We start from the raw sequence: 24,873 nt of genomic DNA, 5'->3' as shown, positions 1-24,873 counted from the left end.
GGTGGTGATTTGCCCGACGTGTCAACTGATATTTCGGAAAATTCGTAAGAGCTCAAGCCGGCCGACCTACTTTGCATGGGGTTGTTTTGCGGCTTTTTTGTCGGGCGGGCCGGCTTGCTTGTCGGCCTCACGGGACCGTGTTAGCACCCGCGAAACCACACGGGCGGACCTGTAACGCCCCATCTGCCGCGCGGTTGCCCGACATGCCCGATTTCCACGGCGTCTTCCCCTACCTCGTTTCGCCTGTCGATGCGGACGGCACGGTGCGTACCGGCGTCCTTACCCGGGTCTGTGACGACCTGATCGGCGCCGGCGTGCATGGGCTGACGCCGCTCGGCTCGACCGGCGAATTCGCCTACCTCAACGCCGCACAGCGCGCGAGAATCGTGCAGACCACGATCGAGGCCGCGAAGGGCCGTGTGCCCGTGGTGGCCGGCGTTGCCTCGACCTCGACCGTCGATGCGGTCGCGCAGGCGAGGGCGTACCAGAAGCTCGGCGCCGACGGCATTCTGGCGATTCTGGAAGCGTACTTCCCGCTCGCTGAGGCCCAGGTCGAATCCTATTTCCGCAGCATCGCGGATGCCGTGGACATTCCCGTCGTCATCTACACCAATCCGCAATTCCAGCGTTCTGACCTGACGCTCGACGTCATCGCGCGCCTCGCCGAGCATCCGCGCATCGGCTACATCAAGGATGCCTCGACCAACACCGGCCGGCTGCTCTCGATCATGAACCGCTGCGGCGACAAGATCAGCGTGTTCTCGGCTTCCGCACATATTCCGGCCGCGGTGATGCTGATCGGCGGCCTTGGCTGGATGGCGGGTCCGGCCTGCATCATCCCGCGCCAGAGTGTCGCTCTCTACGATCTCTGCAAGGAGGAGCGCTGGGATGCGGCCATGGCGCTCCAGCGCAAGCTATGGCGCATCAACGAAGCCTTCGCCCGCTTCAACCTCGCCGCCTGCATCAAGGCAGGGTTGGCGATCCAGGGCTACGACGTCGGCGACCCCATCCCGCCGCAGGCGGCTCTATCGCCCGAGCAGCGCAGGATCGTCGAGGCGGCGTTGCGCGATCTTTCATAGTTGTCATTCCGGGGCGCCCGAAGGGCGAACCCGGAATCCCGCACCACAACCTCCAGACTCCGGGTTCGCTCCCTTCGGGAGCGCCCCCCGCAATGACGGCCGGGTGGCATGACGGAATCGTTGATGTCCCGCCCAAAACCGCGGCTGGTCTGCCCCGGATCGATCCGCTAAAAGACGGCCGCACTTCGAGGCCTAGAGGACAAGCGGAATGAACATTCTTCCCGGCAATTTGCGTTTCGGGGCCGGCAAGCCCGTCAAGCGGTTGGAAGACCAGAGGCTACTCACCGGGAAGGGACAGTTCATCGACGACAAGCCGGAGGATGGCGCGCTGTGGCTTTATGTGCTGCGCTCGCCGCATGCGCATGCGAAGATCGTATCGATCGACACCAGCGCGGCTGCGACGATGCCTGGGGTTGCCGCGATCTACACGGGCGCCGATCTGATCCAGGACAATATCGGCGAGATTCCCACGCTTAACATCTTCAAGCGTCCCGACGGCAAGCCGATGACGGTGCCTCCACGCCGGCTGCTCGCCCATGAGGTCGTGCGCTATGCCGGCGAGGCCGTTGCGGCCGTGGTCGCCACCTCGCGCGTCCTGGCGCAGAGCGCGGCCGAAGCCATCGTGGTCGACTATGACGTGCAGCCTGCGGTCGTCGATCCCGTCGAGGCGGTGAAGCCAGGTGCGCCCGTGGTGTGGCCGGAGGCGCCCGATAACATCGTCGGCGCGATTGCCTATGGCGATGCTGCCAAGGTCGACGAAGCCTTCGCGAAAGCCGCCCATGTCGTCGAGCTCGATCTCGTCAGCCAGCGGCTCGTGCCGTCCGCGATGGAGCCGCGCTCGACCATCGCCGAGATCGAGAAGAAATCCGGCCGGCTTCTCCTGCATGTGCAGTCGCAGACGCCGGCATCGACCCGCGACGTGCTCGCCGGTGCGGTGCTGAAGCGGCCGATCGAGAGCGTGCGCGTGCTGGTCGGCGACATCGGCGGTGGCTTTGGCCAGAAAACCAACCTCTATCCGGAGGACGGCATCGTCGCCTATGCCGCGACCAAGCTGAACAAAAAGATCCGCTGGCGCGGCGATCGCACCGACGAGTTCGTCGGCGGCACCCATGGCCGCGATCTCACCTCGACCGCATCCTTCGCGCTGGACGAGAAGGGCAAGGTGCTGGCCTATCGCGTCAAGTCGATCGGCTGCACCGGCGCGTACTCCTCCGGCACGGGCAACATCATCCCGCTGGTGCTCGGTCCCTTCGTGCAGACCGGCGTCTACGATCTGCCGCTGGTGCATTTCGAGATCAAGACGGTGATGACCCACACCGCACCCGTCGGCGCCTATCGCGGCGCGGGCCGCCCCGAGGCGGTGTTCATCGTCGAGCGCCTGTTCGACGCCGCTGCGCGAAAAATCGGCATGGACCCGCGCGCGATCCGCAAAGCGAATTACATCAAGCCGGCGCAGCTGCCCTATACGAATGCCGCCGGACAGGTCTACGATTCCGGCGCCTTCGCACACATGCTCGACCGCGCCGCGAAGCTCGCGAACTGGGATGGCTTTGCTGCGCGCAAGCGCGCTGCGAAGAAGAAGGGGCTGCTCTACGGCCGCGGGCTAACCTCCTACATCGAATGGACTGGCGGCCGCGCGCACACCGAGAAGGTCAGCCTGCACGCGACCTCGCAGGGTCGCGTAATTCTGCATTCCGGCACCATGGCGATGGGGCAGGGACTGCAGACCACCTACACCCAGATGATCTCCGATACGCTCGGCATTCCCCTCGACAAGATCGACGTGGTGCAGGGCGACACAGATCTTGCGACCGGCTTCGGCAGCGTCGGTTCGCGCTCGCTGTTCGTCGGCGGTACGGCGGTGGTGGTCTCCTCGAACGACCTGATCCAGAAGGCGCGCGAGAAGGCGTCGAACGTGCTGGAGACGTCGGTCGAGGACATCGAGTATCAGGCCGGCATGCTCACCGTGGTCGGCACCGACCGCCGCATCAGCCTGTTCGAGATCGCGGAGAAGGAGAGCGGCGCAAAGCTCAGCGTCGATTCCGAAGGGGAGGTGGACGGTCCGAGCTGGCCGAACGGCACGCATGTCTGCGAGGTCGAGATCGATCCGGAAACCGGCGTGTCCCGCGTCGTGCGCTACACCACGGTCGATGACGTCGGCGTTGCCGTCAACCCGATGCTGGTCACCGGCCAGATCCATGGCGGCGTCGCGCAAGGCATCGGACAGGCGCTCTATGAAGGCGTTGCCTATGATGCCGAAGGCCAGCTCCTCACCGCGAGCTACCAGGATTACTGCATCCCGCGCGCCGACGACGTGCCGCCGATCGAGGTGACGCTCGACGACTCCGCGCCCTGCCGCACCAACCCGCTCGGCGCCAAGGGCTGCGGCGAATCCGGCGCGATCGGTGGCCCGCCCTGCGTGACCAACGGCGTGATGGACGCGCTCGCCGAACTCGGTATCACCCAGCTCAATACGCCGCTGACCCCGCAGAAGATCTGGCAGGCGATCCGGGAGGCGAAGGCGGGTTAGGAGTAAGTCTGCGCCGTTGCTTCACCAGCCCGTAGCCCGGATGGAGCGCAGCGAAATCCGTGATCGCCCGTGATCGCTTTCCCCGGATTGCGCTGCGCTCCATCCGGGCTACGGCTCTGACTGATTGGTGATCCGGCCACCTCCGTCGGCATGTCCTCCGCGCGCGCAATCTGATATCTAGGCTCCCGATTCCACCGGGAGAAATTTCATGCGCAAGATCCTGACCGTGCTGGCGGCGTTCGCCTGCCTCAGCCTGACCAATTGCGGCTACAACGCGATCCAGAGCCAGGACGAGCAGATCAAGTCCAACTGGTCCGAGGTGGTGAACCAGTATCAGCGCCGCGCCGATCTCGTGCCCAATCTCGTCAATTCGGTGAAGGGCTTTGCCCAGCAGGAGAAGGATGTTTTGCTTGGGGTCACCAATGCGCGCGCCAAGGTCGGCAGCATCCAGGCAACGCCTGAGGTGCTCAACGATCCCGCCGCGTTCCAGAAGTTCCAGGCGGCCCAGGGCGAGCTCTCCAGCGCGCTGTCGCGCCTCCTCGTCGTCACTGAAAACTATCCGCAGCTCAAATCGGATGCATTGTTCAGAGACCTGATGTCCCAGCTCGAGGGTACCGAGAACCGCATCACGGTGGCGCGCAACCGCTACATCAAGTCGGTGCAGGACTATAACGTCACCATCCGCTCGTTCCCGACCAACCTCACTGCGATGATGTTCAGCTACAAGGCGAAGCCGAATTTCAGCGTGGAGAACGAGAAGGAAATCTCGACCGCGCCGAAGGTCGATTTCAACCCGGCGCCTGCGCCGTCGAAATAAGCCCGTTGGCTCTCCGATGCGCGCCCCACTCACCGCTGTCATTCCCCGCGAAAGCGGGGAATCCGGTACGCCGCGGCCTTTCTGCAGACTCATTGGCTTCTCTGGAATACTGGATCGTCCGCCTTCGCGAACGATGACATCGAGATTGTCGTGGCTAGCGGCGATCCTTCTCGTGTTCGTGTTCACGTCGGCCCTCGCCGACGTCGCCGTGCCACAGCTCACGGGGCGTGTCGTCGACCTGACCGGCACGCTGTCGAGCGGCGATGTCGCATCGCTGAGCTCGCGCTTGCAGGACTACGAGAACCGCAAAGGCAGCCAGATCGCAGTCCTGATCGTGCCGACCACGCAGCCGGAGACGATCGAGCAGTACTCGATCCGCGTCGCGGATGCCTGGAAGGTCGGCCGCAAGAAGATCGATGACGGCGCGATCCTGCTCGTTGCCAAGAACGACCGGCACCTGCGCATCGAGGTCGGCTACGGGCTCGAAGGCGCGCTCACCGACGTGACCTCGCGGCGGATCATCGACGAGGTCATCACGCCAAAATTCAGAAGCGGCGACTTTGCCGGCGGCATCTCCGATGGCGTTGATCGCATGATGCGCGTGATCGACGGCGAGCCGTTGCCGGCGCCGGCGCGCAGCACGAACTTTACCAGCGACTCGGAAGGTTTTGTGCCTGCGGTTTTCTTCGTCCTGTTTGCCTCGATGTTTGTCGGCAACATTCTGCACGCGATGCTAGGCCGATTGCTTGGCTCGGTCGTAACAGGCGGCGTGTTTGCGGCGGCGGTCTGGTTCATGGCCAGCTCTGTGGCCCTCGCGATCGGCGCCGGTGCCATCGCCTTCATCCTGGCGTTCATCGCCGATCTCGCTCCGACATCCGGTTCGGGGAGGCGCTACTCGCGCGGCGGCTCGTGGTCGAGTGGTTCCTGGTCGAGCGGCTCCTCGGGCGGCGGCTGGAGCAGCGGCTCTTCGAGCGACAGCGGCGGATTCAGCGGCGGTGGCGGCAACTTTGGTGGCGGCGGCGCCTCGGGGAGCTGGTAGGCCATGAGCATCAAGCGCATCACCAGACATCTCGTTCAGCACCATTGGCGCGCCAAGCAGGTGTTCACGCCACAAGTGCTCGATCGCATCGAGCAGGCGATCAAGACAAGCGAGACCACCCATTCCGGTCAGGTCCGCTTCGTCGTCGAAGGGGCGCTTGATGGCAGGCCGCTGTTCCGCAATCAGCCGGCGCGCGCGCGCGCGCTCGATGTTTTTTCCCATCTGAGGATCTGGGACACCGCGCACAACAACGGCGTCCTGATCTATCTCCTGCTCGCCGATCGCGACGTCGAGATCGTTGCTGACCGCGGCATCGATGCCAAGGTCGGCGCTGCGGGCTGGGAAAAGATCTGCCGTGAGATGGAAGCCGATTTTCGCGCCGGCCGGTTCGAGCATGGCGTGGTCAAGGGCATCGAAGCGGTATCACGCGAACTCGCAAAACACTTCCCGCCGCATGGCCCGCATCCCAACGAGTTGCCGGACAAGCCGGTGGTGATGTAGCACTCCGTCATTCCGGGGCGTCGCGAAGCGACGGACTCTCCCCGAGGTCGTCCTGGCGAAGGCCAGGACCCATTACCCCAGGGTTTGGTTAGGCGGGCGGAACTGGCCGGGGAGTTCTATCGATAGATCACGCGGTATGGGTCCTGGCGTTCGCCAGGACGACATTATGAATGCATGGTGCTTCGCGAGCCCCTCTAATCGTCCAGCTTGTTCAGATCCCGCACCGACTGCATGATGGGCTCGAAGTTCGAGCGCGCGTCCAGCGCGTCGAACAGTTGCGCGGTGTCCTCCAGCAGCGCGTGTGAACGCGCAATCGCGATGCGGACGTCGTCCTGCGGCGTGTCGGAGAGGCGGCCGTGGCCTGACAGCAAAATCTTCGTGTTCAACCCCTTGATGCGCTCGAGCGATTGGATGTAGTCGGCGATGCTGCCGGAGCCGAACACGCCGCCCATCACCCCGCCAGGCATCAGGGTGTCGGCGGCGAACAACAGGCCCTTGTCCTGGTCGAACAGCGTGATGCAGGCCGAGGTATGGCCCGGCGTGTACATCACGTTGAGGCGGAAATTGCCGAGGTCGATCAGATTGCCTTCCTCGAGCCAGATGTCGATGTTGATCGGCACGTTCGGCTCGTTGAACATCTTTCGCAGCATCGAGAAATCGTCGCGCAGCATGATCTTGTTGGCGGCCAGCCGATGCGCGGCGACATAGGTGCGGCGCTCGTTGAAGTGCCAGGCCGCCCCAATATGGTCGAGATGCTCGTGGCTCAGCACCACCATGTCGATCTTCTCGGGCGGGCATTCGACGAAGTTCAGGCACTCGACCAGTGCCGGATAGTTCGTGGAGAGCCCGACGTCGATCAGAATGGTGCGCGCCGAGCCGCGCACCAGATGAGCGTTGGCGGCGCGATTATTGAAGCGGATCTGGTAGACGTCGTCCGCTGCCTGGATCAGCGAACAGGTATCGTTCTTCATCAGGATCGGAAACGCAGACGGCTTGCGATCGCTCATGGCTGCGCCGCTCGGTAGGTGACTGCGTTGGACGCGCGCAGACGCTTTGAGAGCGCGTCCATCACCATCAGCGCAAACGCCGGCTGCTGGCTGACGAGGTAGACGAAGCGGGCGTGGTTGATTTTCATCACCCTGGTGTTCGGCGCGGCCGCGATCGCGGTCGCCGAACGCGCCGAGCCGTCGATCACGGCCATCTCGCCGAAGAACTCGCCCTTGCCGAGCTTGACGATGGTAGTCCGGGCTCCGCCGCTGAGCTTGGCGATCTCAACCTGGCCGTCGAGCACGACGAACAATTCGCGACCCGTCGAGCCCTCCTCGAAGATGACGTCATCAACGCCAAACTCGTTGATGCACTTCTCAATCGCCATGACACCCCCTTGCGCCATGTGGCTGATGGGACGGTTAAGGCCATGTTAACCGGGGAATTTCGTCAGGCAAACAAGACCTTCGCCCGGTGTCGAGGGCCGTCCCGTCGGTACCGAACGCAATTTTGCGCTTGGCCTGCCACGCCGGTTCCATGATCCCGGCCCAATTCGGCCCCGGATGAGTTCCTAAAATTTCGGTAAGCGGGTCCAAGGGTAAGGATTTCGCAAGCAATGAAAGTTACCAAAAGGTCAACCTTGACTGGAGTATTTGAGCCGTGAGCGAAACAATGCCCGAACAGGCCGCTGAACCGCAGCCCGCCGAGGTTTCGTCGGAGGCTAGCTTGGAGACGCGCGCCGACGTCCCGTCGATCGCGCCCGACCATGAGGCGCCGGGGCCGGATGCCCCGCTGCCGGACGCCCCCAAGGCTGAGGCGCCGAAGGTTGAACCGCCCAGGCTGGTTGTGCCCAAGCTCGACGCGTCCAATCCGGAAGAGCCCAAGCCGGACGTAGAGCCCAAGCTGCACGAACCCAAGCTGCAGGAACCCGAGCCGCACGAATCCAAGGCTGAGTTGAAGCCCGGCAAGCTGATCGTCATGGCGCCCTCGGACCGCGCCTGGGATCGCGCGGAGCCCGAGGTCAAGCCGGAGGCGAGGGATACGGGCGGCAAGCGCCGGTTCTCGGCGATGGCTGCCGTCGTGGCGCTTGCAGCCGTTGTCGGCGCGATCAGCGGCGCGCTCGCGACCGCCGGCGTCATGCACTTCGCTGCGAACCAGGCTGCTGCGCCGGCGCCGGTTGCCGACACCAGCGCGCTGGAAGCCTCGGTCGCGCGGATCGATGCCGACGTCGTCGCGCTCAAGACGGGCCTCGATCATACCTCGAAGTCCGCGACCGGCCAGTTCAACAAGACCAGCGACCGCCTCGACAAGCTCGAGAAGGCGCAAGCCGAGCCTGCCGCCAGGCTCGCAAAACTGTCCGAGGCCGTAGAAAAGCTGCGCTCGGCGCAGGCTCCTGCGCCAGCGCAGACCGCTGCTACGAAGGAGACCACGGGTTCGATCGCCCCGGCTCAGGTCGCCGCCGCGACGCCAGCACCGGCGCCGGCGACGCCGCCACAAACCCTCTCGGCACAGGCGGCCGCGCTGGCCGCAGCACAACCGAAGCCCGAAATCGGCCGGCTGCCGACGGTCGAGGGCTGGCACCTGCGCGACATCGCCAATGGCGGTGCGCTGATCGAGGGCCGCTCGGGCCTCTATGAGGTCTATGCCGGTGACCCCGTGCCGGGTCTCGGCCGGGTCGATGCGATCCGCCGCCAGGATGGCCGCTGGGTCGTCGTCACCAGCAAGGGCCTGATCGTCGCGCGCTGAGCCGCGCGATTCCGAACTTGAGGAAAGGCGCTTCACCGCGATGTGAAGCGCCTTTTTGCTTGAATAGGCCGATCGCGGCGGTGTTAGTGGAGGCATGAGCCATCGCTGCTTGCGAATTCTCGTTACCCTCCTCGTACTGTGTGGCGGCGCGCTGCCGCTGCCGGCCGCGGGGAACGCAGGCCTGGAGCGCGGCGCGGCGATCACCGATCCGCAGCAACTCGGCAAGCTCGATCAGCACGATGTACTGACGATCTCGCGCCTGTTGTGGCCGGAACGGAACGCCAATTTCCCGCTCACATCGGACATGCTGTTCGCATCGTTGCCGCAGCTTGCGCAGATCCGCCCCGCGATCGACGCGGAGTTCGATCGCTACATCGCGCGGCACAAGGCGGAGGCGCCTGATGAGACCGTCGGCGTGGGGGAAGGTTTTGACGTTCAACTGTTCGACCGCAGCAATCTCAATTCCCGCGATACACGCTTCGTGCTGGCGGGCATCGTCAACCGCATGGATCGCGCTTACGTGTCGGAGGCCTCCTGCGGCGAGATCCGGCTGATCTACCGTCTTGCCCGGTTCGAGACGAATCCGGATGGCGGCAAGACCGCATCGCGCCTGCCGATGACGTTCAACCTGGTGCTGAAGGCGCGGGACGATCGGCAGGCCGTGCCGAGCGGAAAGCAACTCGCTTGCGCGGAGATCGCGCGGCGCTGGCTCGCCAACGACCATCCGCTCGAGCTCATCGAGCAGCTTCCGTTTCCCTACGATGCGCTAGTCGATCGCATCGAGACCAACATCCAGATCGCGGTGATGCCGAAATCGGCGAGCCACGAGTTCCGTACCGACTATCTCCTGAAGGTGTTCAAATACAATCACGACACCAGACTGTTCGAGGAGTCGACGCTGGAGAACCAGATCGATCGCGATCGCATCCTCAGCGATGACACGCTCAAGCGCGACTTCCGGGACTGGCTGCTTGCCCCCGAGCATTTTGGCGAGTTCGATCGCGGCACGGTGTTGATCCCGGAAAAATACCTCGCAAAAGCCGCGATCGCGGCGACGCCGGCGGGCCTCGATACATCGGCGCTGCAGCCGGAATTCGGCCTGATGCAGGGCGAGGGCAAAGGCGATGGCGTTTTCACCGACGGCGACGTGGTCGGCGCGCTGAAGGCTGCCGCCGAGCGAGGCATCGGCTTGCAGAACATCCGCTCGGTGGCGGGATTCCAGCGCCGGCTCAACGACATCACCTGCGCCGGCTGCCACCAGACCCGCGGCATCGGCGGCTTCCATTTCCCGGGCGTCGACTGGCTCGCGGACAAGCCGTCGACCTTCGTGCCGGCCTCGCCGCATTTCTTCGGCGACCAGGTCCGCCGCCGCGATATCCTGACCGCATTCGCCGAGGGCCGGCGCCCCGACTTCTCGCACGGCTTCGCCAGCCGGCCGCAGCTTCGCGGCAGCACCGAGCTTGCGGGAACCGAATATCAGGATGGTTGGGGCGCCCATTGTTATTTGCAGCCGTCGGGATCAGCCGGCATCGACAAGAGTTTTACGTCATGGACCTGTGGTAAAGGTCTTGCCTGTCAGGCCGCTGCGACTTCGACCCGCATCGGCATGTGCTTTGTGAAGACGCGCTAGCCAAAACGACATTTGGATGACCGATGACGGACAGCAGCGAAGCCAACAAGGAGCGCAATCGCCAGATCGCGCGTAACGAGGAAGCCAAGCAGATCACCGGCAGCATCCGGGTCAGCACCTGGGCGATCGTGGTCGCCGTCGTAATCGGCGCAGTGGTGTTCGCACTGATCTGGATTGCGGCGCGCTCGTAATCTCTTTCAGTTAGGGCGCGTAATGCGTCAGCCGCTTCCCGGGCAGCAGATCGTACGCCGATCGCCAGCCGGGCAATGCGGCCATGCGGCCGAGCCAGGCATGGATGGCGGGATGGCTTTCTCCGAAATCGTAGCCGTGCTCGTCGCTCGGATAGTGCAGATAGGCCATCATCGAGATGTCGGCGACCGTCGGCTTCTCGCCGATCGCGAACGCGTTGCGCGCGAGATGCTGCTCGAGAATGCCGAGGAAATCGTCGAGCCGTCGGCGGAAATGTTTCAGCACCTGCGGGTCGCCATTCGGCGTGAAGGTCCGCATGAAGCGGTAGGTCGCCATGTAGCCGGTGAGCTTGTGGTTGTCCCAGAACAGCCAGCGCAGCAGTTCGAATTTCTCCGCGGCCGTTGCGCCGCCGAAGCGGTCATATTGCTCGGATAGTTTCAGCAGGATCGGCGCGGTCTGCGTCATCTTCACGCCGTCGATCTCGAGCACGGGGATCTCGCCCATCTCGTTGATCGTCTGCCGCCACTCCGCCGTCCGTGTGACGCCGCCGGCAAAGTCGGTCCACACCGGCTCGAAGTCCTCACTGCACAGTGTGAGCATCAGCGCCAGCTTGTAGCTGTTGCCGGATTCCGGGAAGTAGTGCAGGCGATAGCTGGGCATGGGACCTCACGATGTGATTTGTTGAAGCGAGTTACCTCCCCAACGTCGTCCCGGACAAGCACAGCGAAGCGGAGCGCAGATCCGGGACCCATAACCACAGGGAGGAGTTTGGCGAAGGCTAGTGGCCACCACCGTGTGCCACACATCCGCCTGTGGTTACGGGTCCCGGGCTCGCGCCATGCGCGCCCCCGGGACGACAAGCGGAGTATGCGGCGCCTGTGTCGCGCCCCTTACGCCACCGCCCCCGATGCGCGCAGCGTCTTGATCGTCGCCTCGTCGTATCCGGCCTCGCGCAAGATCGCGTCACTGTGCTCACCGACTGCGGGCGGCTTGCGCGGCTGCACCTTTCTCGTGCCGTCGATCCAGATCGGGCTGTTGATCGTCAGCATGGTGTCGTTCTCGAACGGCACCAGCACTTCGTTGTCGAGCATCTGCTGGTCGTTCGGGATGTCGTCGAGAATTCCGACGACACCGAATACCAGCCCGTTGCCGTCGAGGATATTGCGCCATTCGGCGAGATCCTTGGTGGCGAATACCTCGTCGAAGATTTTGATCAGCTCGACCGAGCGCGCATGGCGGTCCGGCTTGGTGGCAAAGCGCGGGTCGGCGACCAGATCCTCGCGATCCATGCAGCGCGCGAGCGTCGGCCACTGCCGATCCTCGTTCAGCAGCGACAGGATGATCCAGCGGCCATCCTTGCACTGATAGTGGTTGGTCACCGCGTTCAGCGCGCGCTCGCGCGGCCGCCGCTCGCCGAACTTGGCGCCGCAGAGTTTCGCCTGCGCCAGCACGCTCGCGGCCCACACGCCGTTCGCCATCAGATTGGAGGCGACATGCGCGCCCTTGCCGGTCTTCTCGCGCTGATAGAGCGCAGTGACGATCGCGCTGTAGAGCGCCATGGCGCAGGGATGATCGCCCATGCCGGCGACCGAGCGCGCCGGCGTGGTGTGAATGTCGGCGCGGACGAGATCCATCAGGCCGGAGCGCGCCCAATAGGCGTTGCTGTCGAAGCCGGGCTTGTTGGCCTCCTCGCCCTTCTCGCCGTAACCGGTGAAGGAGGCGTAGATCAGCCGCTCGTTCAGGTGCGCGAGATGGTCATAGGTGATGCCGAGCTTTGAGCGCACCTGCGGCGGCATGTTGGTGATGAAGACGTCGCTCTCGGCGACCAGTCTGTAGAGCACGGCCTGCGCGTCAGGCTTGGTGAGGTCGAGGGCGAGGCTCTTCTTGTTGCGCGCCTCCAGCAGCCAGGCGAAATTGTGCTCGCTCGCTGGATAGCCCGGCAGGTTCGGCAAATTGCGGTAAGGATCGCCCATGCCGGGCGGCTCGATCTTGATGACATCGGCGCCGAAATCCGACAGCACGGTCGCGGCAGCGGGCGCCGCGATGAAGCTGGCGCAATCCAAAACCTTCAGGCCGTCGAAAATGCCCTTCTGCATCGTGCCGCCGCTCCCGCTCTTGTCGTTTCCCGCGCGCTGGAATTCGCGCGCGCTGATCTGCCGATCATTTGACCGATGTTTTGGCGGGATGCAACGCCGCAGGCAGCGGCTACTCCTCCCCCGCGAGCAGGGCAGCGTTGCCGCCGGCTGCGGCGGTGTTGACGGTGACGGTCTGCTCGGTGGCAAAGCGTGCCAGATAATGCGGGCCGCCGGCCTTGGGGCCGGTCCCGGAGAGGCCATTGCCGCCGAACGGCTGCACGCCGACCACGGCGCCGATCATGTTGCGGTTGACGTAGACGTTGCCGACCGACAGCCGTTCGACGATGGCATCGACAGTGTCGTCGATGCGGGAGTGGACACCGAGCGTGAGCCCATAGCCGGTGCGCTCGATCGCGGCCAGCACCCGCTCCAGGTTTTCGGCGCGGTAGCGCACGACATGCAGGACGGGACCGAACACCTCCTCGGTGAGCTGTCCGCTATCAGCGAGCTCGAAAATATGCGGCGCCACGAAGCAGCCCTCGGGCGCGCTGCCTGCAAAATGCAGCCGCGCCTCGGTCTTCATCCGGGCAATGTGCGCGTCGAGCCGCTGCTTGGCCTCGCGGTCGATCACCGGGCCGATATGGGTCGCAACGTCACCGGGGTTGCCGATCTTCAACTCGCGCGCGGCGCCTGCGATCATCTCGATCATGCGGTCGGCGACGTCCTCCTGCACGAACAAGAGCCGCAGCGCCGAGCAGCGCTGGCCGGCGGAGCGAAACGCAGAAGTGACGACGTCGTCGGCGACCTGTTCGGGCAGCGCGGTCGCATCCGCGATCATGGCATTGATGCCGCCGGTCTCCGCGATCAGCGGCACGATCGGGCCATCCTTGGCCGCGAGCGTCCGGTTGATGGATCTTGCGACCTCGGTCGAGCCGGTGAACACGACGCCTGCGATGTCGGGATGTGCGGTCAGTGCGGCGCCGATCCGGCCATCGCCGGTGACGAGCTGCAGCGCATGTGCGGGAACGCCGGCCTCATGCAGCATCAGCACGGCCTCGCGTGCAATCCGCGGCGTCTGCTCGGCGGGCTTTGCCACCACGCTGTTGCCGGCCATCAGCGCCGCCGTCACCTGGCCGAGGAAGATCGCGAGCGGAAAATTCCACGGCGAGATCGCGACGAACACGCCGCGGCCGCGCAAGGCCAGCACATTGCTCTCGCCGGTCGGACCCGGCATCGCCTCGCCGCTGCCGAACAGCTTTCGGCCCTGCGCGGCGTAGTAGCGGCAGAAATCGGCGGCTTCGCGCAGCTCCGAGAGCGCGTCGTCGAGCGTCTTGCCACCCTCGCGCTGGAGCAGCGCGATGAGGTGGGGTGCCCGCTGCTCGAGGAGATGTGCGGCCTGCTCCAGCGCTGCCGCGCGGGTGCCAGCGGACGTCCGGCTCCAGGCCGCAAACCCCGCACGCGCTGCTGTGACCGCTGCGTTCGCCTGCTCCGGTGTGGAGTCGTCGATAGGCTTGAGATCGGTTGGCTCGGCCGCGATGTCGGCCAGCAGGCGATCGAGCGCGGCCCGCTCGCCGAACTCGACACCACCTGAATTGCGCCGCTCCGGCGCGAACAGTTCGCGCGGCAGCGGGATCTTCGGGTGATGCGCCGCTTGCGGCTTGGCGATGATGTCAGCGGGGCGTTGCAGCAGGGCGGTCATCGCCACGCGATAGTCGGCGGCCAGCGCCACGAAGGAGGAGTTGGCGCCATTTTCCAGCAGCCGGCGCACCAGATAAGCGAGCAGGTCGCGATGGCTGCCGACCGGCGCATAGGTGCGGCATGAGAGTCTTGGGTGATCCTGTGCGAGCTGCTCGTAGAGCGCCTCGCCCATGCCGTGCAGCCGCTGGAACTCGAAGCCGCCGCTATCGCCGGCAAGCTCCAGCACGGTCGCGACGGTCAGCGCGTTGTGGGTCGCAAATTGCGGGAAGATGCGCGGCCGCAACGCGAGCAGCCTCGAGGCGCAGGCGACGTAGTTGAGGTCCGTCATCGCCTTGCGGGTGAAGACCGGATAGCCGTCGAGTCCGCGCTCCTGCGCGCGCTTGATCTCGGTGTCCCAATAGGCGCCCTTGACCAGTCGCACCATCAGCTTGCGATCGTGCGCGCGGGCCAGGCCGTCGACATAGTCGATCACGGCGACCGCGCGCTTCTGGTAGGCCTGGATCGCGAGGCCAAAGCCGTCCCAGCCGGCGAGCGAGGGATCGGCGATCGTCGCGGCGATCACGTCGAGCGACAGCTCCAGCCGGTCGGCTTCCTCGGCATCGACCGTGAAGTTGAGGTCATAGGCCTTGGCGCGCTGGGCGAGCTCCAGGAGCAGCGGCACCAACTCCTTCATCACTCGATCGCGGCTGATCGCCTCGAAGCGCGGATGCAGCGCCGAGAGTTTGACGGAAATGCCGGGACGGTCGGGCAGGGGACGCTCACCCGCTGCCTTGCCGATGGTCCGAATCGCACTCGCGTAAGCGTCGAAATAGCGCTGGGCGTCAGAAGCGGTGCGCGCCCCTTCGCCGAGCATGTCGAAGGAGTAGCGCGGCTGCTCGCCCGAGCGGGGCCGGGCGCGCTCCAGCGCCTGCTCGATGGTCTCGCCCAGCACGAAATGGTTGCCCATCAGCCGCATCGCCTGCCGCGTCGCTGCGCGCACGGCAGGCGCGCCCAGCCGCTTCACCAGCCGGCCGATGGTGCCGTCCGGCGTCTCGCCGGGCTGGATCACCCGTGCCGACAGGCCGAGCGCCCAGGCCGAGGCGTTGACCAGGAAGGCGCTGGATTTCGTTTCGTGGTGGACGAAATCGCCCTCGCCGAGCTTGTCCTCGATGAATTGGTCGGCGGTGCGGGCGTCGGGCACGCGGAGCAGGGCTTCGGCCAGCACCATCAGCGCCAGCCCCTCCTTGGTCGAGAGCGCGAACTCGCGCAGCATGTCCTCGACCCCGCCAAGCCGGTCGTCGCGCTTGCGGACCGCCTCGATCAGCCGCGTGGCGGTGCGGTCGATCCGCGCCTCCTGCGGAGGGGGCAGATGCGCGCTGCGCAACAGCGGGGCGGCAATCTCGGCATCATCGGGCGCGTAGTCCGCGCTGAAGGGGGAGGAAATGTTTGGCATGGCGTGTCCTGTGTCGGGTTCAAACTTAATCCGCACATCGCCGTAGTTCGATAGACAAGATAGCGATATTGCCTTAGATAATGAAGCACAATGGCAAAAATTCCGTAGAAAATATGGATCTAGATAAAATCGACCGGAGAATCCTCTCAATTTTGCAGGAGGATGGGCGTATAGCCAATGTCGAGCTCGCCGAGCGCATCGGCCTGTCGCCGACCTCGATCGGCGAGCGGCTGAAGCGGCTTCAGCGCGAAGGTTTCGTCGAAGGCTACGGCGCGCGGCTCAATCCGCACCGTCTGGGGCTCGGCCTTCTGGTGTTCGTCGAGGTGCTGCTCGACAAGACCACGCCGGACAATTTCGAGCGGTTCGCGCGCGCGGTGAAGCTCGCGCCCGAAGTGCTCGAGTGTCACATGGTTGCCGGTGGCTTCGACTATCTCGTAAAAGCGCGCCTTCCCGACATGGCCGCGTATCGGCGCTTTCTCGGCGAGACCTTGCTGTCGATGCCGGGCGTGCGCGAGACGCGCACCTATGCGGTGATGGAGGAGATCAAGCGCGACGCACCTTTGCCGGTCGGCTGAAACGTGCCGTCGCGATTGTCATGGAGGCCGCGCCGATCAGGGTCTTTGCGCGCAAAAAAGCTTACCCTTCGCGCAATCGCAACGCTTGTCGTCGAATGCACTTGACCGTCTTCTAAATTTTTTTGGCCCGTGCTCCCGGATCCGATCCGGGAGGCGGCTAAATGCCGGAGGGCTTATACCTTGAGGTTTTCTGCGGACGTTTTGCCCCGGTTTGCGATCTCTTCATACTCCACCGTCTGACCCTCGTTCAGGGTGGACAGACCGGCTTTCTGCACTGCCGAGATATGCACGAACACATCCTTGCCTCCCGACGCAGGCTGGATGAACCCATAACCCTTCGTCGGGTTGAACCACTTGACCGTACCTTTGGGCATCACGTCTTCTCCGCGGGACTTTCCTCCACAAGCACGAGCCGCCAGTCCCCGCAAACCGGCCGGCTCGGTCGAAGCAGGATACACCGGAATGTTACGGGGTTGGTAGCTCAAACCATGCCGGTTTCTTGCGGAAATTCGCTCAACTTCGCGGCGTTTTTACCACTTTTGCCCGTTTCGCGGTCATTTGGCGGGCCTGCGGTGGGCAGCCCCTCAATAGGTCGCGGCGAGATAGTCGACGATCTTGCCGACATCGGCATCGTCGATCGGCGCGCCATAGACCTTGATCATCTTGGTTACCTCGGCCTGCCAGAAGGCTTTCCTGTCCTTCATCGGTGGCTGGGTATTGATGTAGTCGGCCGAATGGCAGGCCGTGCAGTTGTTCCTGACCACGTCGAGATTGGGGCCAGGCTTGAAGGCGGCGACCTCGTCCGGATTCTGGTAACCGATGGGGGCGGCGCTGACGGCGCCAATGCCGGCCCCGAGAGCGAGCGTGAGGAGAATGGTGCGCTTCATCGTCATTCTCCTTCAGGCGACCGTGATACGGACGGTTTCGACGACGTTGCGTAAATAGCCGGCCGGGTTCCAGCGTGGCGTGTCTGGCTGGGTTTCGCCGCCATTGCTGGTCGCGCGCACCTTCAGTTCGACCGCGCCGGCCGCGAGTTTCACCGGCAGCTTCCATTCGCGGAAGGAGTATTTGCCGAGATCCTTGCCGAGCTTGGCCTGGGTCCAGTTTTTCCCGCCGTCGATCGAAACTGACACCTCCTTGATGCCCGTGCCGCCGTCGAAGGCGATGCCGCGCAGCGACGTGCGGCCAGCCTTCAGCTTGGCACCGTCGGCGACGCTGGTGATGAAGGAGCGGATGGTGAAGCGGTTGATCGGGATCGTCGCCTTCGGCGCGGTTCCCGGCTCGACGCAATTGCAGGCCGTGTCGGGGATGCGATAGGCCGACTTCATCCAGAAGCCGTCGTAGACATCGTCGATGACGGTGATCTCGTTGAGGTGCTTGACCCAGTAGGTGCCGTAGTAGCCGGGCACGATGAGGCGCAGCGGGAAGCCGTTGAGGAACGGCAGGTCCTCGCCGTTCATGCCATAGGCCAACATGACCTCGCCGTCGGTTGCGTGATCAAGGTCGAGCGCCTTGACGAAGTCGGGCGTCCTGTCGCTGACCGGGCCGTCCATGCCGTTGAAGGTGACCTGCTTGGCGCCCGCCTGCACGCCAGCCATCTCGAGCACGGCCTTCAGCGGCACGCCGCGCCAGCGCGCATTGCCCATCGCACCATTGGCAAGCTGACCGCCGGCAACGCGCGGATCGGAGAAGCCGCGGCTGTTGCCAGAGCACTGGTTGACGGCGACGATCTCGGTCGCCTTCATCTTGCGGATGTCGTTGAGTGACAGCCTGAGCGGCTTGTCGACCTTGCCCTTGACCTCAAGCGTGAACTTGTCGGGATCGAGATTGTAGGGCAGGTCGGAGAGGTGATAGCGGACGAAGAACGCGTTGTTTGGCGTCAGCGGGCCGTCGTTGAAGATCGCGAACGGTGTCTCGAGCTGCGGAGGCCGGCTGGTCAGGCCGATCAGCGGTCGCTTCTGCGGATATTTCACCAGCGGCCGCTCGCCATTGGCGAAGGGCAGTGTCACGGTATCCAGTGCCAGCGCCTTGGTCGAGCTCAGTGTGGCCGCCACAGCGGTAAGTCCCGCTCCCTTGAGCAGGTCGCGTCTGTCGATCATTGTCTCCCTCCGGAGCATTTCAGTTGAGTCGCGGTCATCACCGCCGACCTCGCGATCATCTGTCGCATGGGCGGGCACGAAGTCAATTCGTGCTTTCGCAGCGTGACCATGACGCTGCATCGCAGCACGAGCGCGTGTTGTCAGGCGGCGGCGCGTTCGTCGCGATCGATCAGGCCGGACAATTGCCTGGCATCGGCGATGACGCGCACGGTCATCGGCTCGTCGCGGCCGCGGATCGCGACCTCCTGCTGCGGCAGCGCGTCCTCGGCAAGGCCTGCGGTGTGGCGAACCTCGTCGGAGGCGATGGCTTCGCAGGCGAGCGTCTTGGTCATGTCCTGCAAGCGCGCCGCGACGTTGACGGCATCGCCGAGCGCGGTGAACACGACGTGATCGCGATAGCCGATGTCGCCGATGATCACCTCGCCGCCGTGAATGCCGATGCCGAAGCGGATCGGCTGGCGCAGGTCATGGCTCAGGAGCTCGTTGAGCTCGTCGACATGGCTGGCGATGCTGCCTGCCGCGCGCAGCGCCTGGCGGCATGCGGTTTGCGGATTGGCCGACAGGCCAAACAGCGCGAGCATGCCGTCGCCGACGAACTGGTTGGGCTGGCCGCCGTTCTCGATCACCGCCTGCGAGACCGCTCCCAAGAAACGGTTGACGATGAAGACGGTGTCGAACGGCAGCCGCTTCTCGGCGAGCTGGGTCGAGCCGCGCATGTCGACGAACAGGCTGACGAGATAGCGCTCCTGACCGATCCGCGCCGGCCCTGAACCTTCAGTGCTCGCCGTGGTGTGCGGCGTGAACAATTGGAAGAAGGAAAGATCGCAGGTCGGCCGCAGCTGGCAGGCGAGGCGAATGGAAGGATCGGTGGTGCCGACGCGCGCAAGCACGAAGGCTTCGCGCTGCGAGGGCTCGGGAAGGATGCCATGATCGCCGATCACGCGGATGCGACAGGTCGAGCAGCGCGCGCGGCCGCCGCAAACGCTGGCATGCGGCACGTTGTGGCGCAGGCTTGCCTCGAGCACGCTGAGGCCCTTCGGCACGCGCACCGTCTTGCCGTTGCCGTAGGACAGCGCGATCATGCCGCCGCGCCGCTCGCGCAGGCCCCGCACGCCGCGTGCGAGCAGCACGATGCCGAGCAGGCCGAGATAGCCGAACGTCAGCCCGCCGGTGATGCGGTTGAGCGTGCGGTCCTGCGCGACGGTGCCGACCTGGCGCTGGGTCAGATTGGCCGCGCGCCAGTCCGCATCGTCGCTGTCGGCCGCGACGCTGCGTCCGCCCTGGTAGATGCCGAGCATCGCCAGCGTCGGGATCAGCACGGCCGCGGAGAGCAGCCAGGGCGCGGCGCGCTGGAAGAGCGGCTTCATGCGCAGCCAGAAATAGAGCCCGATGCAGCCATGGATCCAGGCGACGACGAGCAGGATCGTCATCTGCCACAACCGGGTGGAGGACGCGACGAAGAACAGATAGAGCTCCTGCGGATAGAGCTTCTCATGTCCATACAGCGTGTGGGCGAGCCGCACGCCGATCAGATGCGCCATCACCAGTGCCGGGATGCTGAGACCCAGCACGAGCTGGAGCGGCTCGACCGTCTTCCAGCGGAACTGCCGGCGCTGATAGAGCGCGAAGACGCCGAGCCCGGCATGCAGCAGTGCCGCGGTGTAGAACAGGATCGCTACCGGGAGGAACTGCCAGAACAGGACGTGGTAGTAGACGCCCGCCTGCATGGCCTCGACCGAGATATTGCCAAGCGCATGGTTGAGGAAATGGCTGACCACATAGGCAAACAGGATGACGCCGCAGACGAGCCGCACCTGTCGAATGCCGGTGCCGCGGAACAGTTCGGAAAATCGTGCGAGAGCGGTTGCCATGATTCGGTTTGTATCAGCTCATCATGTAGATCAGCTATCGTAGAGTTTAATTCCAGCCGAAAACAGCTTGCCTGATCACGTGCGCGGCATGGGGCAGCGTATCTCCACTCTCGTCCCGAATTCCGCCGTCGTCCCGGGGCGCGCATAGCGCGAGCCCGGGACCCATAGCCACAGGGAGCAGTTTGGCGGAGACTCGTAACCACCATCTCGCGCCACAACCGCTCCCTGTGGCTATGGGTCCCGGATCTGCGCTCCGCTTCGCTGCGCTTGTCCGGGACGACGCAGAAACCAAAGGCAACATCCCCCGCATTGACTCACCCTCCCAAGTCGGGGAAAAGCCGCCCGTGACGATCGCCCCCGACAAGACAGCCGAGCCCAACGACGCCGCGCGCCGGCACCTGATCATTGCCGTACTCGTGATCGCGGCGATGACGGCTTTGCGCATCGTCTATGCCTCGATGCTCGAGCTGCGCACCGACGAGGCCTATTACTGGACCTGGTCCAAGGAGGGCGCGCTCAGCTTTCTCGACCATCCCGCGGGCATTGCCTGGCTGATCCGCTTCGGCACCGCGATCTTCGGCGACACCCAGCTCGGCGTCCGCTTCGGCGGCATCGTGGCGATGTTCGTCACGCAGTGTCTGCTCGCCGATATCGTGCGCCGTGTCACCCACGACGCGCGCGCGATCGTGTTCGCGCTGTTGATGCCGGAGGCGGCGCTCTACTACGGGCTGCTGATGTCCAAGGTCGCGCCCGATGTCGCGATGATCCCCGTCGCAGTCGCGATGTTCTGGTCCCTGGTGCGGCTGACCCAGTCTGGCGATGGCCGCTGGTGGCTCGCCGCGGGATTTTTCGCCGGCCTCTCGCTGCTGTCCAAGTTCACCGCCATCATGTTCCTGCCTGCAGTGGTCGCCTTCGTGCTGGTGCCGGATTGGCGCTGGCGCTGGTTGCGCAGCCCCTATCCCTATCTCGCAGTGCTGATCGCGATCGCCGTGTTCTCGCCGGTCCTGATCTGGAACGTGCAGCACGACTGGGCCTCGTTCCGCTTCCAGGGCGTGCGCGCCACCGCGAATTACGGCGTCTCCTGGCGCACAATCGGCGATTACATCGGCCTGCAATTCGGGCTCGTCGGCTTCGTCATGCTGCCAGTGGTGCTGTCGGGCCTGACGCTGACCGCATGGCGTGGCTATCGCACGCGCGAGCCGGTCGCTATCCTGCTTTCGACCGCGGTGCTGGTGCCGTTCCTCTACTTCCTCTGGAAATCCCTCACTCTGCGGGTCGGTGACACCTGGCCGATGTTCATGTGGCCGGTCGGGTTCGTCGCTGCAGCCATCAATCTCGTGACGCTGCCGCGCGAGGGCTGGTCCGAGCGGGTGACGAGGTCGGCGACCTTCTGGGCCAACACTGCCGTCGCGACCGGCATCGCCTTCGTCATCATAGTGTTTCTCTACTACATGGTCGCGCCCTGGAATCTCCTCGGCAGGATCGATCCGATCGGCGCCGAAGCCGGCTATGATGAGGTCGCGACGCGTGCCGAAGCGCAACTCGACAAGACCGGTGCGACCTGGATTGCAACCACCGACTATCGCACCTACGCCATGCTGCGCTGGCTGTTTCGCGGCCGCGTGCCCGTCATCGAGATCAACGAGCGCGGCCGCTTCCAGGATTTTCGCGATCCCGGCATCGACCGGATCCGCGGCCATGCCGGCCTCTATGTCGGACGCGAGCCCGACAATCATCTGCCGCTGTGGAATTCATTGACCGTCACGCGCGAGCCGCTCGAACAGGTCGACCGCCGCTGGCGCGGCCTCGTGATCGATACCTACGCGCTGGAAAAGCTTACCGGCTGGACGCCTGAGCTCTCTCCGCCAAAGGACTCGCCGCTGTTCCAGTGGCGTGTGCTGGCGGGGGATTTTTTCTCGCTCTCTCGGCTTGCGTAGTTAAAAAGGGGAGAGGGGGCAGCGTGCGCGTGGCGCGAAGCACTACTCCTCGTCCTCTTTCTTTCGCAACAGGTCCGTCGCGAGATCCGACAGCTTCGGCTGCGGCAGTGCTGCGAACGGCAACGGGCGCGTGACGTCGATGGCGGCGAGGCCGAGCCGCGCCGTCAATAGTCCGTTGAGCACGCCTTCGCCGAGGCGTTGCGACAGTTTTGCCGCGATGCCATGGCCGAGCATCTGCTGCACCAGGCTGTCGCTCGCGGCCATGCCGCCGGTGATGGCGAGATGGGCGATGACGTGACGCAAGAGCCGGATCATGCCGAGCGCACCGGGGCGGCCGCCATAGAGCCGCGCCAGCTGCCGGATCAGGCGAAGCGAAGCCACGAACACGAACAGCACGTCGATCAGCGCACGAGGGCTCACCGCGGTGACGATCGAAACCCGCTGCGCGGCCGATGATACCAGCCGCCGCGCTTCCGCATCCAGCGGGGTCATCAGTTCGCGCTCGGCGAGGCGGATCATGTCGGCGCCGTCGATGATCTCGCCAGCGTGGTTCTGCAGCGTCGCGCGGGCGCGTGCGAGCTGCGGGTTTTGATGCGCGATGCGCAGGAGATCCTGCACGATGACGCGGCTCTCGGCGCGGTCGTCGCTGGCGAGCACGCTTGTCGCACGCTGGTGCAGCTTCTCGATGGTCGCCAGCCGGGCAAGACCGAACGCCTCGCGTCCGATCACGACCGCGAGTGCCAGCGTGGTGATGAAGGCCAGCGCAAGGCCGACGATGCCCAGGCTCTCGCTCCGCGCAAAGAGATCCTCGATCAAATGGACCACGCCAAGTCCGACCCCGAGCAGCGTCAGCCCGGCAAGGCCGGACCAGAACAGCGTGCCCCAGGGGAAGCCGCGCCGCACCACGACCGGCGTCTCGACCGGCACGGGCAGCGCCAAGGGATCGGGCTCGGGCGTGATCTGGATCGCGGCGCGGCTGAGCCGCCCGGACTCATCGGCTTCAGTCACGACGACGCCGGGGTCATCCAGCCGGAACGTCGCGGGCCGCCGTTGCTGGTGTCGCTCGTTCATTCCAACCTGTCTCCGATCAGGAACTGCAAGGCACGGTCAAGGCGGATGTGAGGCAGCGCCGGCTCCTCAGCTCCCTCGCGCTCGAGCGTTGGCGGACGGAAGCGCAGGAAGCGGAAGTCGCTCGTTTCGGCAGCGGCAGTCGAAAGCCCGCGGAAGGACTCGGCGCCGTTGAACAGCGCTTCCGGGTCTGCAGGCAGATCGCCCGGAAAGGTCGCTACCTCCGTATTGCCGTCAAAAAGTTCGCCGCCGGCGCTTTCGCCGGCCGAGGGCGTGCCGAGAATGGACGGCAGTCTGTCGCGGCCGCGCGCAACCTGCGCCTCACGCGTCGCGCGGACGGCGGCGAGCGCCACCACGTCGATCTCGGCTCCAGTGCTTTCGGCACGCGCGACGGCGCGCGAGACCGCGCGCCGCAACACGGCCTCGAGGCGATCGTGACTGGAATGATGCAGGTGGTCGGCCTTGGTTGCCGCGAACAGGATGCGATCGATGCGCGGACGGAACAGGCTGGAGATGAAGGTGCTGCGTCCGATCCGGAAGCAATCCAGAATGCCGGCCAGCGCCGCTTCGAGGTCATGCAGTGCTTCAGGGCCGGAGTTGAACGCGGCGAGCGCATCGGCCAGCACGATCTGGCGGTCGAGCCGGGCAAAGTGGTCGCGGAAGAACGGGCGCACCACGACGTCCTTGTAGGCCTCGTAGCGGCGCACCATCATCGCCCAGAGCGATCCCTCCGGCGCCTGTCCCTCGGTGGGCACGTCGAGCGGCGCAAAGGTCAGCGCTGGCGAGCCGGCGAGACTGCCGGGCATCAGGAACCGGCCGGGCGGCAGCAGGCTCATGGCAAAGCGCTCGTCGCGGCAGGCGCGCAAATATTCGGTGAACAGCCTTGCCGAGGTCAGCGTCGCCTGCTCGTCCTCGGCCGCCTCGGGCTTGAGAGTGGCGAGATGCTCGTGCCAGGCGGCCGCCAGATGCGCACGCGGCGCCGCGCGTGACAGCGCAAGGCTCTCCACCGACCATTGCTCGTAGCTCTTTTGCAGCAGCGGCAGGTCGAGCAGCCATTCGCCGGGATAGTCGACGATATCCAGCGTCAGGTTGCGGTCCGCGCCGTTCTGGCGCTGGTAGTCGATGACGAGGCGGAGCTCGCTGATGTCGACGGTGGAGCTCGGCCAGCGCCGGTCCTCGGTCAGCGCGCGGAGATGGTTTTCGTAGTCGAAGCGCGGCACGGCATCGTCGGGTTGCGGCGCGAGTTTCGCACGTGCGATGCGGCCGGAGGCAAAGGCCTCGAACACCGGAAAGCGGCCGCCGCGCGTCAGCCCATGGATCAGCGCGGTGATGAACACGGTTTTACCGGCGCGCGACAGGCCGGTGACGCCGAGCCGGACGGTGGGGTTGAAGAAATGCCCGCCATAGTCGAGCAGCGCCCGGGCCGACAGGCGCGCCTCTTCGACCATATCCTGAATGCTGAATGCCATGGGGAAGGCGAGGGATCTCGTGCCGGCGGAATAGGCAAATTGGACTAGTCACAAAAGTGGCAACTGCCTGACGAAAATCAAGCTTCATACTTCCACCGCGTTTTGGGGTGAACCAGCCTTTGAACGGCTCG

21 protein-coding genes are annotated in these 24,873 nt (G+C 65.0%); 10 read left to right on the top strand and 11 right to left on the bottom strand.

Going from position 1 to position 24,873, the window contains the following annotated elements; genetic code table 11:
• The first annotated feature begins 203 nt into the window (after positions 1–203).
• The 5 genes from Q3C01_RS31420 to Q3C01_RS31400 all read left to right on the top strand — a co-directional run bounded on the left by Q3C01_RS31420 (position 204) and on the right by Q3C01_RS31400 (position 5,966).
• Positions 204–1,079, top strand: coding sequence for a dihydrodipicolinate synthase family protein (locus Q3C01_RS31420; RefSeq protein WP_458149167.1), 876 nt, complete (start codon positions 204–206; stop codon positions 1,077–1,079).
• Between the two features lie 208 nt (positions 1,080–1,287).
• A complete protein-coding gene (locus tag Q3C01_RS31415) occupies positions 1,288–3,609 on the top strand; it encodes a xanthine dehydrogenase family protein molybdopterin-binding subunit (RefSeq protein WP_458149166.1) in 2,322 nt (773 codons plus the stop codon).
• A gap of 208 nt (positions 3,610–3,817) precedes the next feature.
• The gene (locus tag Q3C01_RS31410) at positions 3,818–4,426 is read left to right on the top strand and encodes a LemA family protein (RefSeq protein WP_458149165.1); all 609 of its coding nucleotides are present in this window, start codon (positions 3,818–3,820) and stop codon (positions 4,424–4,426) included.
• A 133-nt stretch (positions 4,427–4,559) separates the two neighbouring features.
• Positions 4,560–5,465 (top strand): TPM domain-containing protein, encoded by a 906-nt coding sequence (locus Q3C01_RS31405; RefSeq protein ID WP_458149164.1) that lies wholly within the window; start codon positions 4,560–4,562, stop codon positions 5,463–5,465.
• Between the two features lie 3 nt (positions 5,466–5,468).
• Positions 5,469–5,966 (top strand): TPM domain-containing protein, encoded by a 498-nt coding sequence (locus Q3C01_RS31400; RefSeq protein ID WP_458149163.1) that lies wholly within the window; start codon positions 5,469–5,471, stop codon positions 5,964–5,966.
• 194 nt (positions 5,967–6,160) lie between these two features.
• On the opposite strand, the gene Q3C01_RS31395 is transcribed toward Q3C01_RS31400, so the two are convergent.
• Together Q3C01_RS31395 and Q3C01_RS31390 are read right to left on the bottom strand one after the other, a co-directional pair.
• Positions 6,161–6,973: an MBL fold metallo-hydrolase gene (locus Q3C01_RS31395; protein ID WP_458149162.1), complete on the bottom strand. Its 813-nt coding sequence runs from the start codon at positions 6,971–6,973 to the stop codon at positions 6,161–6,163.
• Complete coding sequence (locus tag Q3C01_RS31390) at positions 6,970–7,341, bottom strand: Crp/Fnr family transcriptional regulator (RefSeq protein WP_458149161.1); 372 nt, start codon at positions 7,339–7,341, stop codon at positions 6,970–6,972. The genes Q3C01_RS31395 and Q3C01_RS31390 overlap by 4 nt, the downstream gene beginning before the upstream one ends.
• A 284-nt stretch (positions 7,342–7,625) precedes the next feature.
• Between Q3C01_RS31390 and Q3C01_RS31385 the strand changes: the two genes are divergently transcribed.
• The 3 genes from Q3C01_RS31385 to Q3C01_RS31375 all read left to right on the top strand — a co-directional run bounded on the left by Q3C01_RS31385 (position 7,626) and on the right by Q3C01_RS31375 (position 10,520).
• On the top strand, positions 7,626–8,699 hold the full coding sequence (locus tag Q3C01_RS31385) for a hypothetical protein (RefSeq protein ID WP_458149187.1): 1,074 nt from the start codon (positions 7,626–7,628) through the stop codon (positions 8,697–8,699).
• A 94-nt stretch (positions 8,700–8,793) separates the two neighbouring features.
• Positions 8,794–10,329, top strand: coding sequence for a hypothetical protein (locus Q3C01_RS31380; RefSeq protein WP_458149160.1), 1,536 nt, complete (start codon positions 8,794–8,796; stop codon positions 10,327–10,329).
• 23 nt (positions 10,330–10,352) lie between these two features.
• Positions 10,353–10,520: a hypothetical protein gene (locus Q3C01_RS31375; RefSeq protein WP_458149159.1), complete on the top strand. Its 168-nt coding sequence runs from the start codon at positions 10,353–10,355 to the stop codon at positions 10,518–10,520.
• Between the two features lie 10 nt (positions 10,521–10,530).
• Here Q3C01_RS31375 and Q3C01_RS31370 read toward each other — a convergent pair whose 3' ends face one another.
• From Q3C01_RS31370 to putA, 3 genes are all read right to left on the bottom strand, one after another.
• Positions 10,531–11,178, bottom strand: a complete 648-nt coding sequence (locus Q3C01_RS31370) for a glutathione S-transferase family protein (RefSeq protein WP_458149158.1) — start codon at positions 11,176–11,178, stop codon at positions 10,531–10,533.
• Between the two features lie 230 nt (positions 11,179–11,408).
• Positions 11,409–12,614, bottom strand: coding sequence for a CaiB/BaiF CoA transferase family protein (locus tag Q3C01_RS31365; RefSeq protein WP_458149157.1), 1,206 nt, complete (start codon positions 12,612–12,614; stop codon positions 11,409–11,411).
• Positions 12,615–12,723: 109 nt separating this feature from the next.
• Positions 12,724–15,723, bottom strand: coding sequence for a bifunctional proline dehydrogenase/L-glutamate gamma-semialdehyde dehydrogenase PutA (putA, locus tag Q3C01_RS31360; RefSeq protein ID WP_458149156.1), 3,000 nt, complete (start codon positions 15,721–15,723; stop codon positions 12,724–12,726).
• 113 nt (positions 15,724–15,836) lie between these two features.
• Here putA and Q3C01_RS31355 point away from each other — a divergent pair, with 113 nt between their 5' ends.
• Entirely contained in the window at positions 15,837–16,298 is a 462-nt protein-coding gene (locus tag Q3C01_RS31355; protein WP_283039853.1) for an Lrp/AsnC ligand binding domain-containing protein, read from the top strand.
• Between the two features lie 173 nt (positions 16,299–16,471).
• On the opposite strand, the gene Q3C01_RS31350 is transcribed toward Q3C01_RS31355, so the two are convergent.
• From Q3C01_RS31350 to Q3C01_RS31335, 4 genes are all read right to left on the bottom strand, one after another.
• Positions 16,472–16,672, bottom strand: coding sequence for a cold-shock protein (locus Q3C01_RS31350; protein ID WP_027527932.1), 201 nt, complete (start codon positions 16,670–16,672; stop codon positions 16,472–16,474).
• A 210-nt stretch (positions 16,673–16,882) separates the two neighbouring features.
• A complete protein-coding gene (gene sorB / locus Q3C01_RS31345) occupies positions 16,883–17,191 on the bottom strand; it encodes a SorB family sulfite dehydrogenase c-type cytochrome subunit (protein WP_458149155.1) in 309 nt (102 codons plus the stop codon).
• Positions 17,192–17,197: 6 nt separating this feature from the next.
• Positions 17,198–18,397, bottom strand: a complete 1,200-nt coding sequence (sorA, locus tag Q3C01_RS31340) for a SorA family sulfite dehydrogenase catalytic subunit (RefSeq protein WP_458149154.1) — start codon at positions 18,395–18,397, stop codon at positions 17,198–17,200.
• Between the two features lie 140 nt (positions 18,398–18,537).
• On the bottom strand, positions 18,538–20,268 hold the full coding sequence (locus Q3C01_RS31335; protein WP_458149153.1) for an adenylate/guanylate cyclase domain-containing protein: 1,731 nt from the start codon (positions 20,266–20,268) through the stop codon (positions 18,538–18,540).
• 428 nt (positions 20,269–20,696) lie between these two features.
• Here Q3C01_RS31335 and Q3C01_RS31330 point away from each other — a divergent pair, with 428 nt between their 5' ends.
• A complete protein-coding gene (locus Q3C01_RS31330) occupies positions 20,697–22,205 on the top strand; it encodes a glycosyltransferase family 39 protein (protein ID WP_458149186.1) in 1,509 nt (502 codons plus the stop codon).
• A gap of 42 nt (positions 22,206–22,247) precedes the next feature.
• On the opposite strand, the gene Q3C01_RS31325 is transcribed toward Q3C01_RS31330, so the two are convergent.
• Together Q3C01_RS31325 and Q3C01_RS31320 are read right to left on the bottom strand one after the other, a co-directional pair.
• Complete coding sequence (locus Q3C01_RS31325) at positions 22,248–23,276, bottom strand: YcjF family protein (RefSeq protein WP_458149152.1); 1,029 nt, start codon at positions 23,274–23,276, stop codon at positions 22,248–22,250.
• Complete coding sequence (locus Q3C01_RS31320; RefSeq protein WP_458149151.1) at positions 23,273–24,742, bottom strand: YcjX family GTP-binding protein; 1,470 nt, start codon at positions 24,740–24,742, stop codon at positions 23,273–23,275. Before Q3C01_RS31320 ends, Q3C01_RS31325 begins: the two co-directional genes overlap by 4 nt.
• Positions 24,743–24,873 lie beyond the last annotated feature (131 nt).

The organism is Bradyrhizobium sp. UFLA05-109, assembly GCF_054185165.1.
The sequence above is the reverse complement of the archived record's forward strand: the minus strand, read 5'-3'. Positions and strand labels throughout refer to the sequence as shown.

What these genes read in the sequence shown, in the direction of transcription:
- sorB (WP_458149155.1), bottom strand. Translation starts at nt 17,191, where the DNA reads ATGACGATGAAGCGCACCATTCTCCTCACGCTCGCTCTCGGGGCCGGC.
- Q3C01_RS31365 (WP_458149157.1), bottom strand. Translation starts at nt 12,614, where the DNA reads ATGCAGAAGGGCATTTTCGACGGCCTGAAGGTTTTGGATTGCGCCAGC.
- Q3C01_RS31335 (WP_458149153.1), bottom strand. Translation starts at nt 20,268, where the DNA reads ATGGCAACCGCTCTCGCACGATTTTCCGAACTGTTCCGCGGCACCGGC.
- Q3C01_RS31325 (WP_458149152.1), bottom strand. Translation starts at nt 23,276, where the DNA reads ATGAACGAGCGACACCAGCAACGGCGGCCCGCGACGTTCCGGCTGGAT.
- Q3C01_RS31420 (WP_458149167.1), top strand. Translation starts at nt 204, where the DNA reads ATGCCCGATTTCCACGGCGTCTTCCCCTACCTCGTTTCGCCTGTCGAT.
- Q3C01_RS31380 (WP_458149160.1), top strand. Translation starts at nt 8,794, where the DNA reads ATGAGCCATCGCTGCTTGCGAATTCTCGTTACCCTCCTCGTACTGTGT.
- Q3C01_RS31410 (WP_458149165.1), top strand. Translation starts at nt 3,818, where the DNA reads ATGCGCAAGATCCTGACCGTGCTGGCGGCGTTCGCCTGCCTCAGCCTG.
- Q3C01_RS31390 (WP_458149161.1), bottom strand. Translation starts at nt 7,341, where the DNA reads ATGGCGATTGAGAAGTGCATCAACGAGTTTGGCGTTGATGACGTCATC.
- Q3C01_RS31330 (WP_458149186.1), top strand. Translation starts at nt 20,697, where the DNA reads ATGACGGCTTTGCGCATCGTCTATGCCTCGATGCTCGAGCTGCGCACC.
- Q3C01_RS31385 (WP_458149187.1), top strand. Translation starts at nt 7,626, where the DNA reads ATGCCCGAACAGGCCGCTGAACCGCAGCCCGCCGAGGTTTCGTCGGAG.
- Q3C01_RS31405 (WP_458149164.1), top strand. Translation starts at nt 4,560, where the DNA reads ATGACATCGAGATTGTCGTGGCTAGCGGCGATCCTTCTCGTGTTCGTG.
- Q3C01_RS31350 (WP_027527932.1), bottom strand. Translation starts at nt 16,672, where the DNA reads ATGCCCAAAGGTACGGTCAAGTGGTTCAACCCGACGAAGGGTTATGGG.
- Q3C01_RS31415 (WP_458149166.1), top strand. Translation starts at nt 1,288, where the DNA reads ATGAACATTCTTCCCGGCAATTTGCGTTTCGGGGCCGGCAAGCCCGTC.
- Q3C01_RS31320 (WP_458149151.1), bottom strand. Translation starts at nt 24,742, where the DNA reads ATGGCATTCAGCATTCAGGATATGGTCGAAGAGGCGCGCCTGTCGGCC.
- Q3C01_RS31395 (WP_458149162.1), bottom strand. Translation starts at nt 6,973, where the DNA reads ATGAGCGATCGCAAGCCGTCTGCGTTTCCGATCCTGATGAAGAACGAT.
- Q3C01_RS31400 (WP_458149163.1), top strand. Translation starts at nt 5,469, where the DNA reads ATGAGCATCAAGCGCATCACCAGACATCTCGTTCAGCACCATTGGCGC.
- Q3C01_RS31355 (WP_283039853.1), top strand. Translation starts at nt 15,837, where the DNA reads ATGGATCTAGATAAAATCGACCGGAGAATCCTCTCAATTTTGCAGGAG.
- Q3C01_RS31375 (WP_458149159.1), top strand. Translation starts at nt 10,353, where the DNA reads ATGACGGACAGCAGCGAAGCCAACAAGGAGCGCAATCGCCAGATCGCG.
- sorA (WP_458149154.1), bottom strand. Translation starts at nt 18,397, where the DNA reads ATGATCGACAGACGCGACCTGCTCAAGGGAGCGGGACTTACCGCTGTG.
- Q3C01_RS31370 (WP_458149158.1), bottom strand. Translation starts at nt 11,178, where the DNA reads ATGCCCAGCTATCGCCTGCACTACTTCCCGGAATCCGGCAACAGCTAC.
- putA (WP_458149156.1), bottom strand. Translation starts at nt 15,723, where the DNA reads ATGCCAAACATTTCCTCCCCCTTCAGCGCGGACTACGCGCCCGATGAT.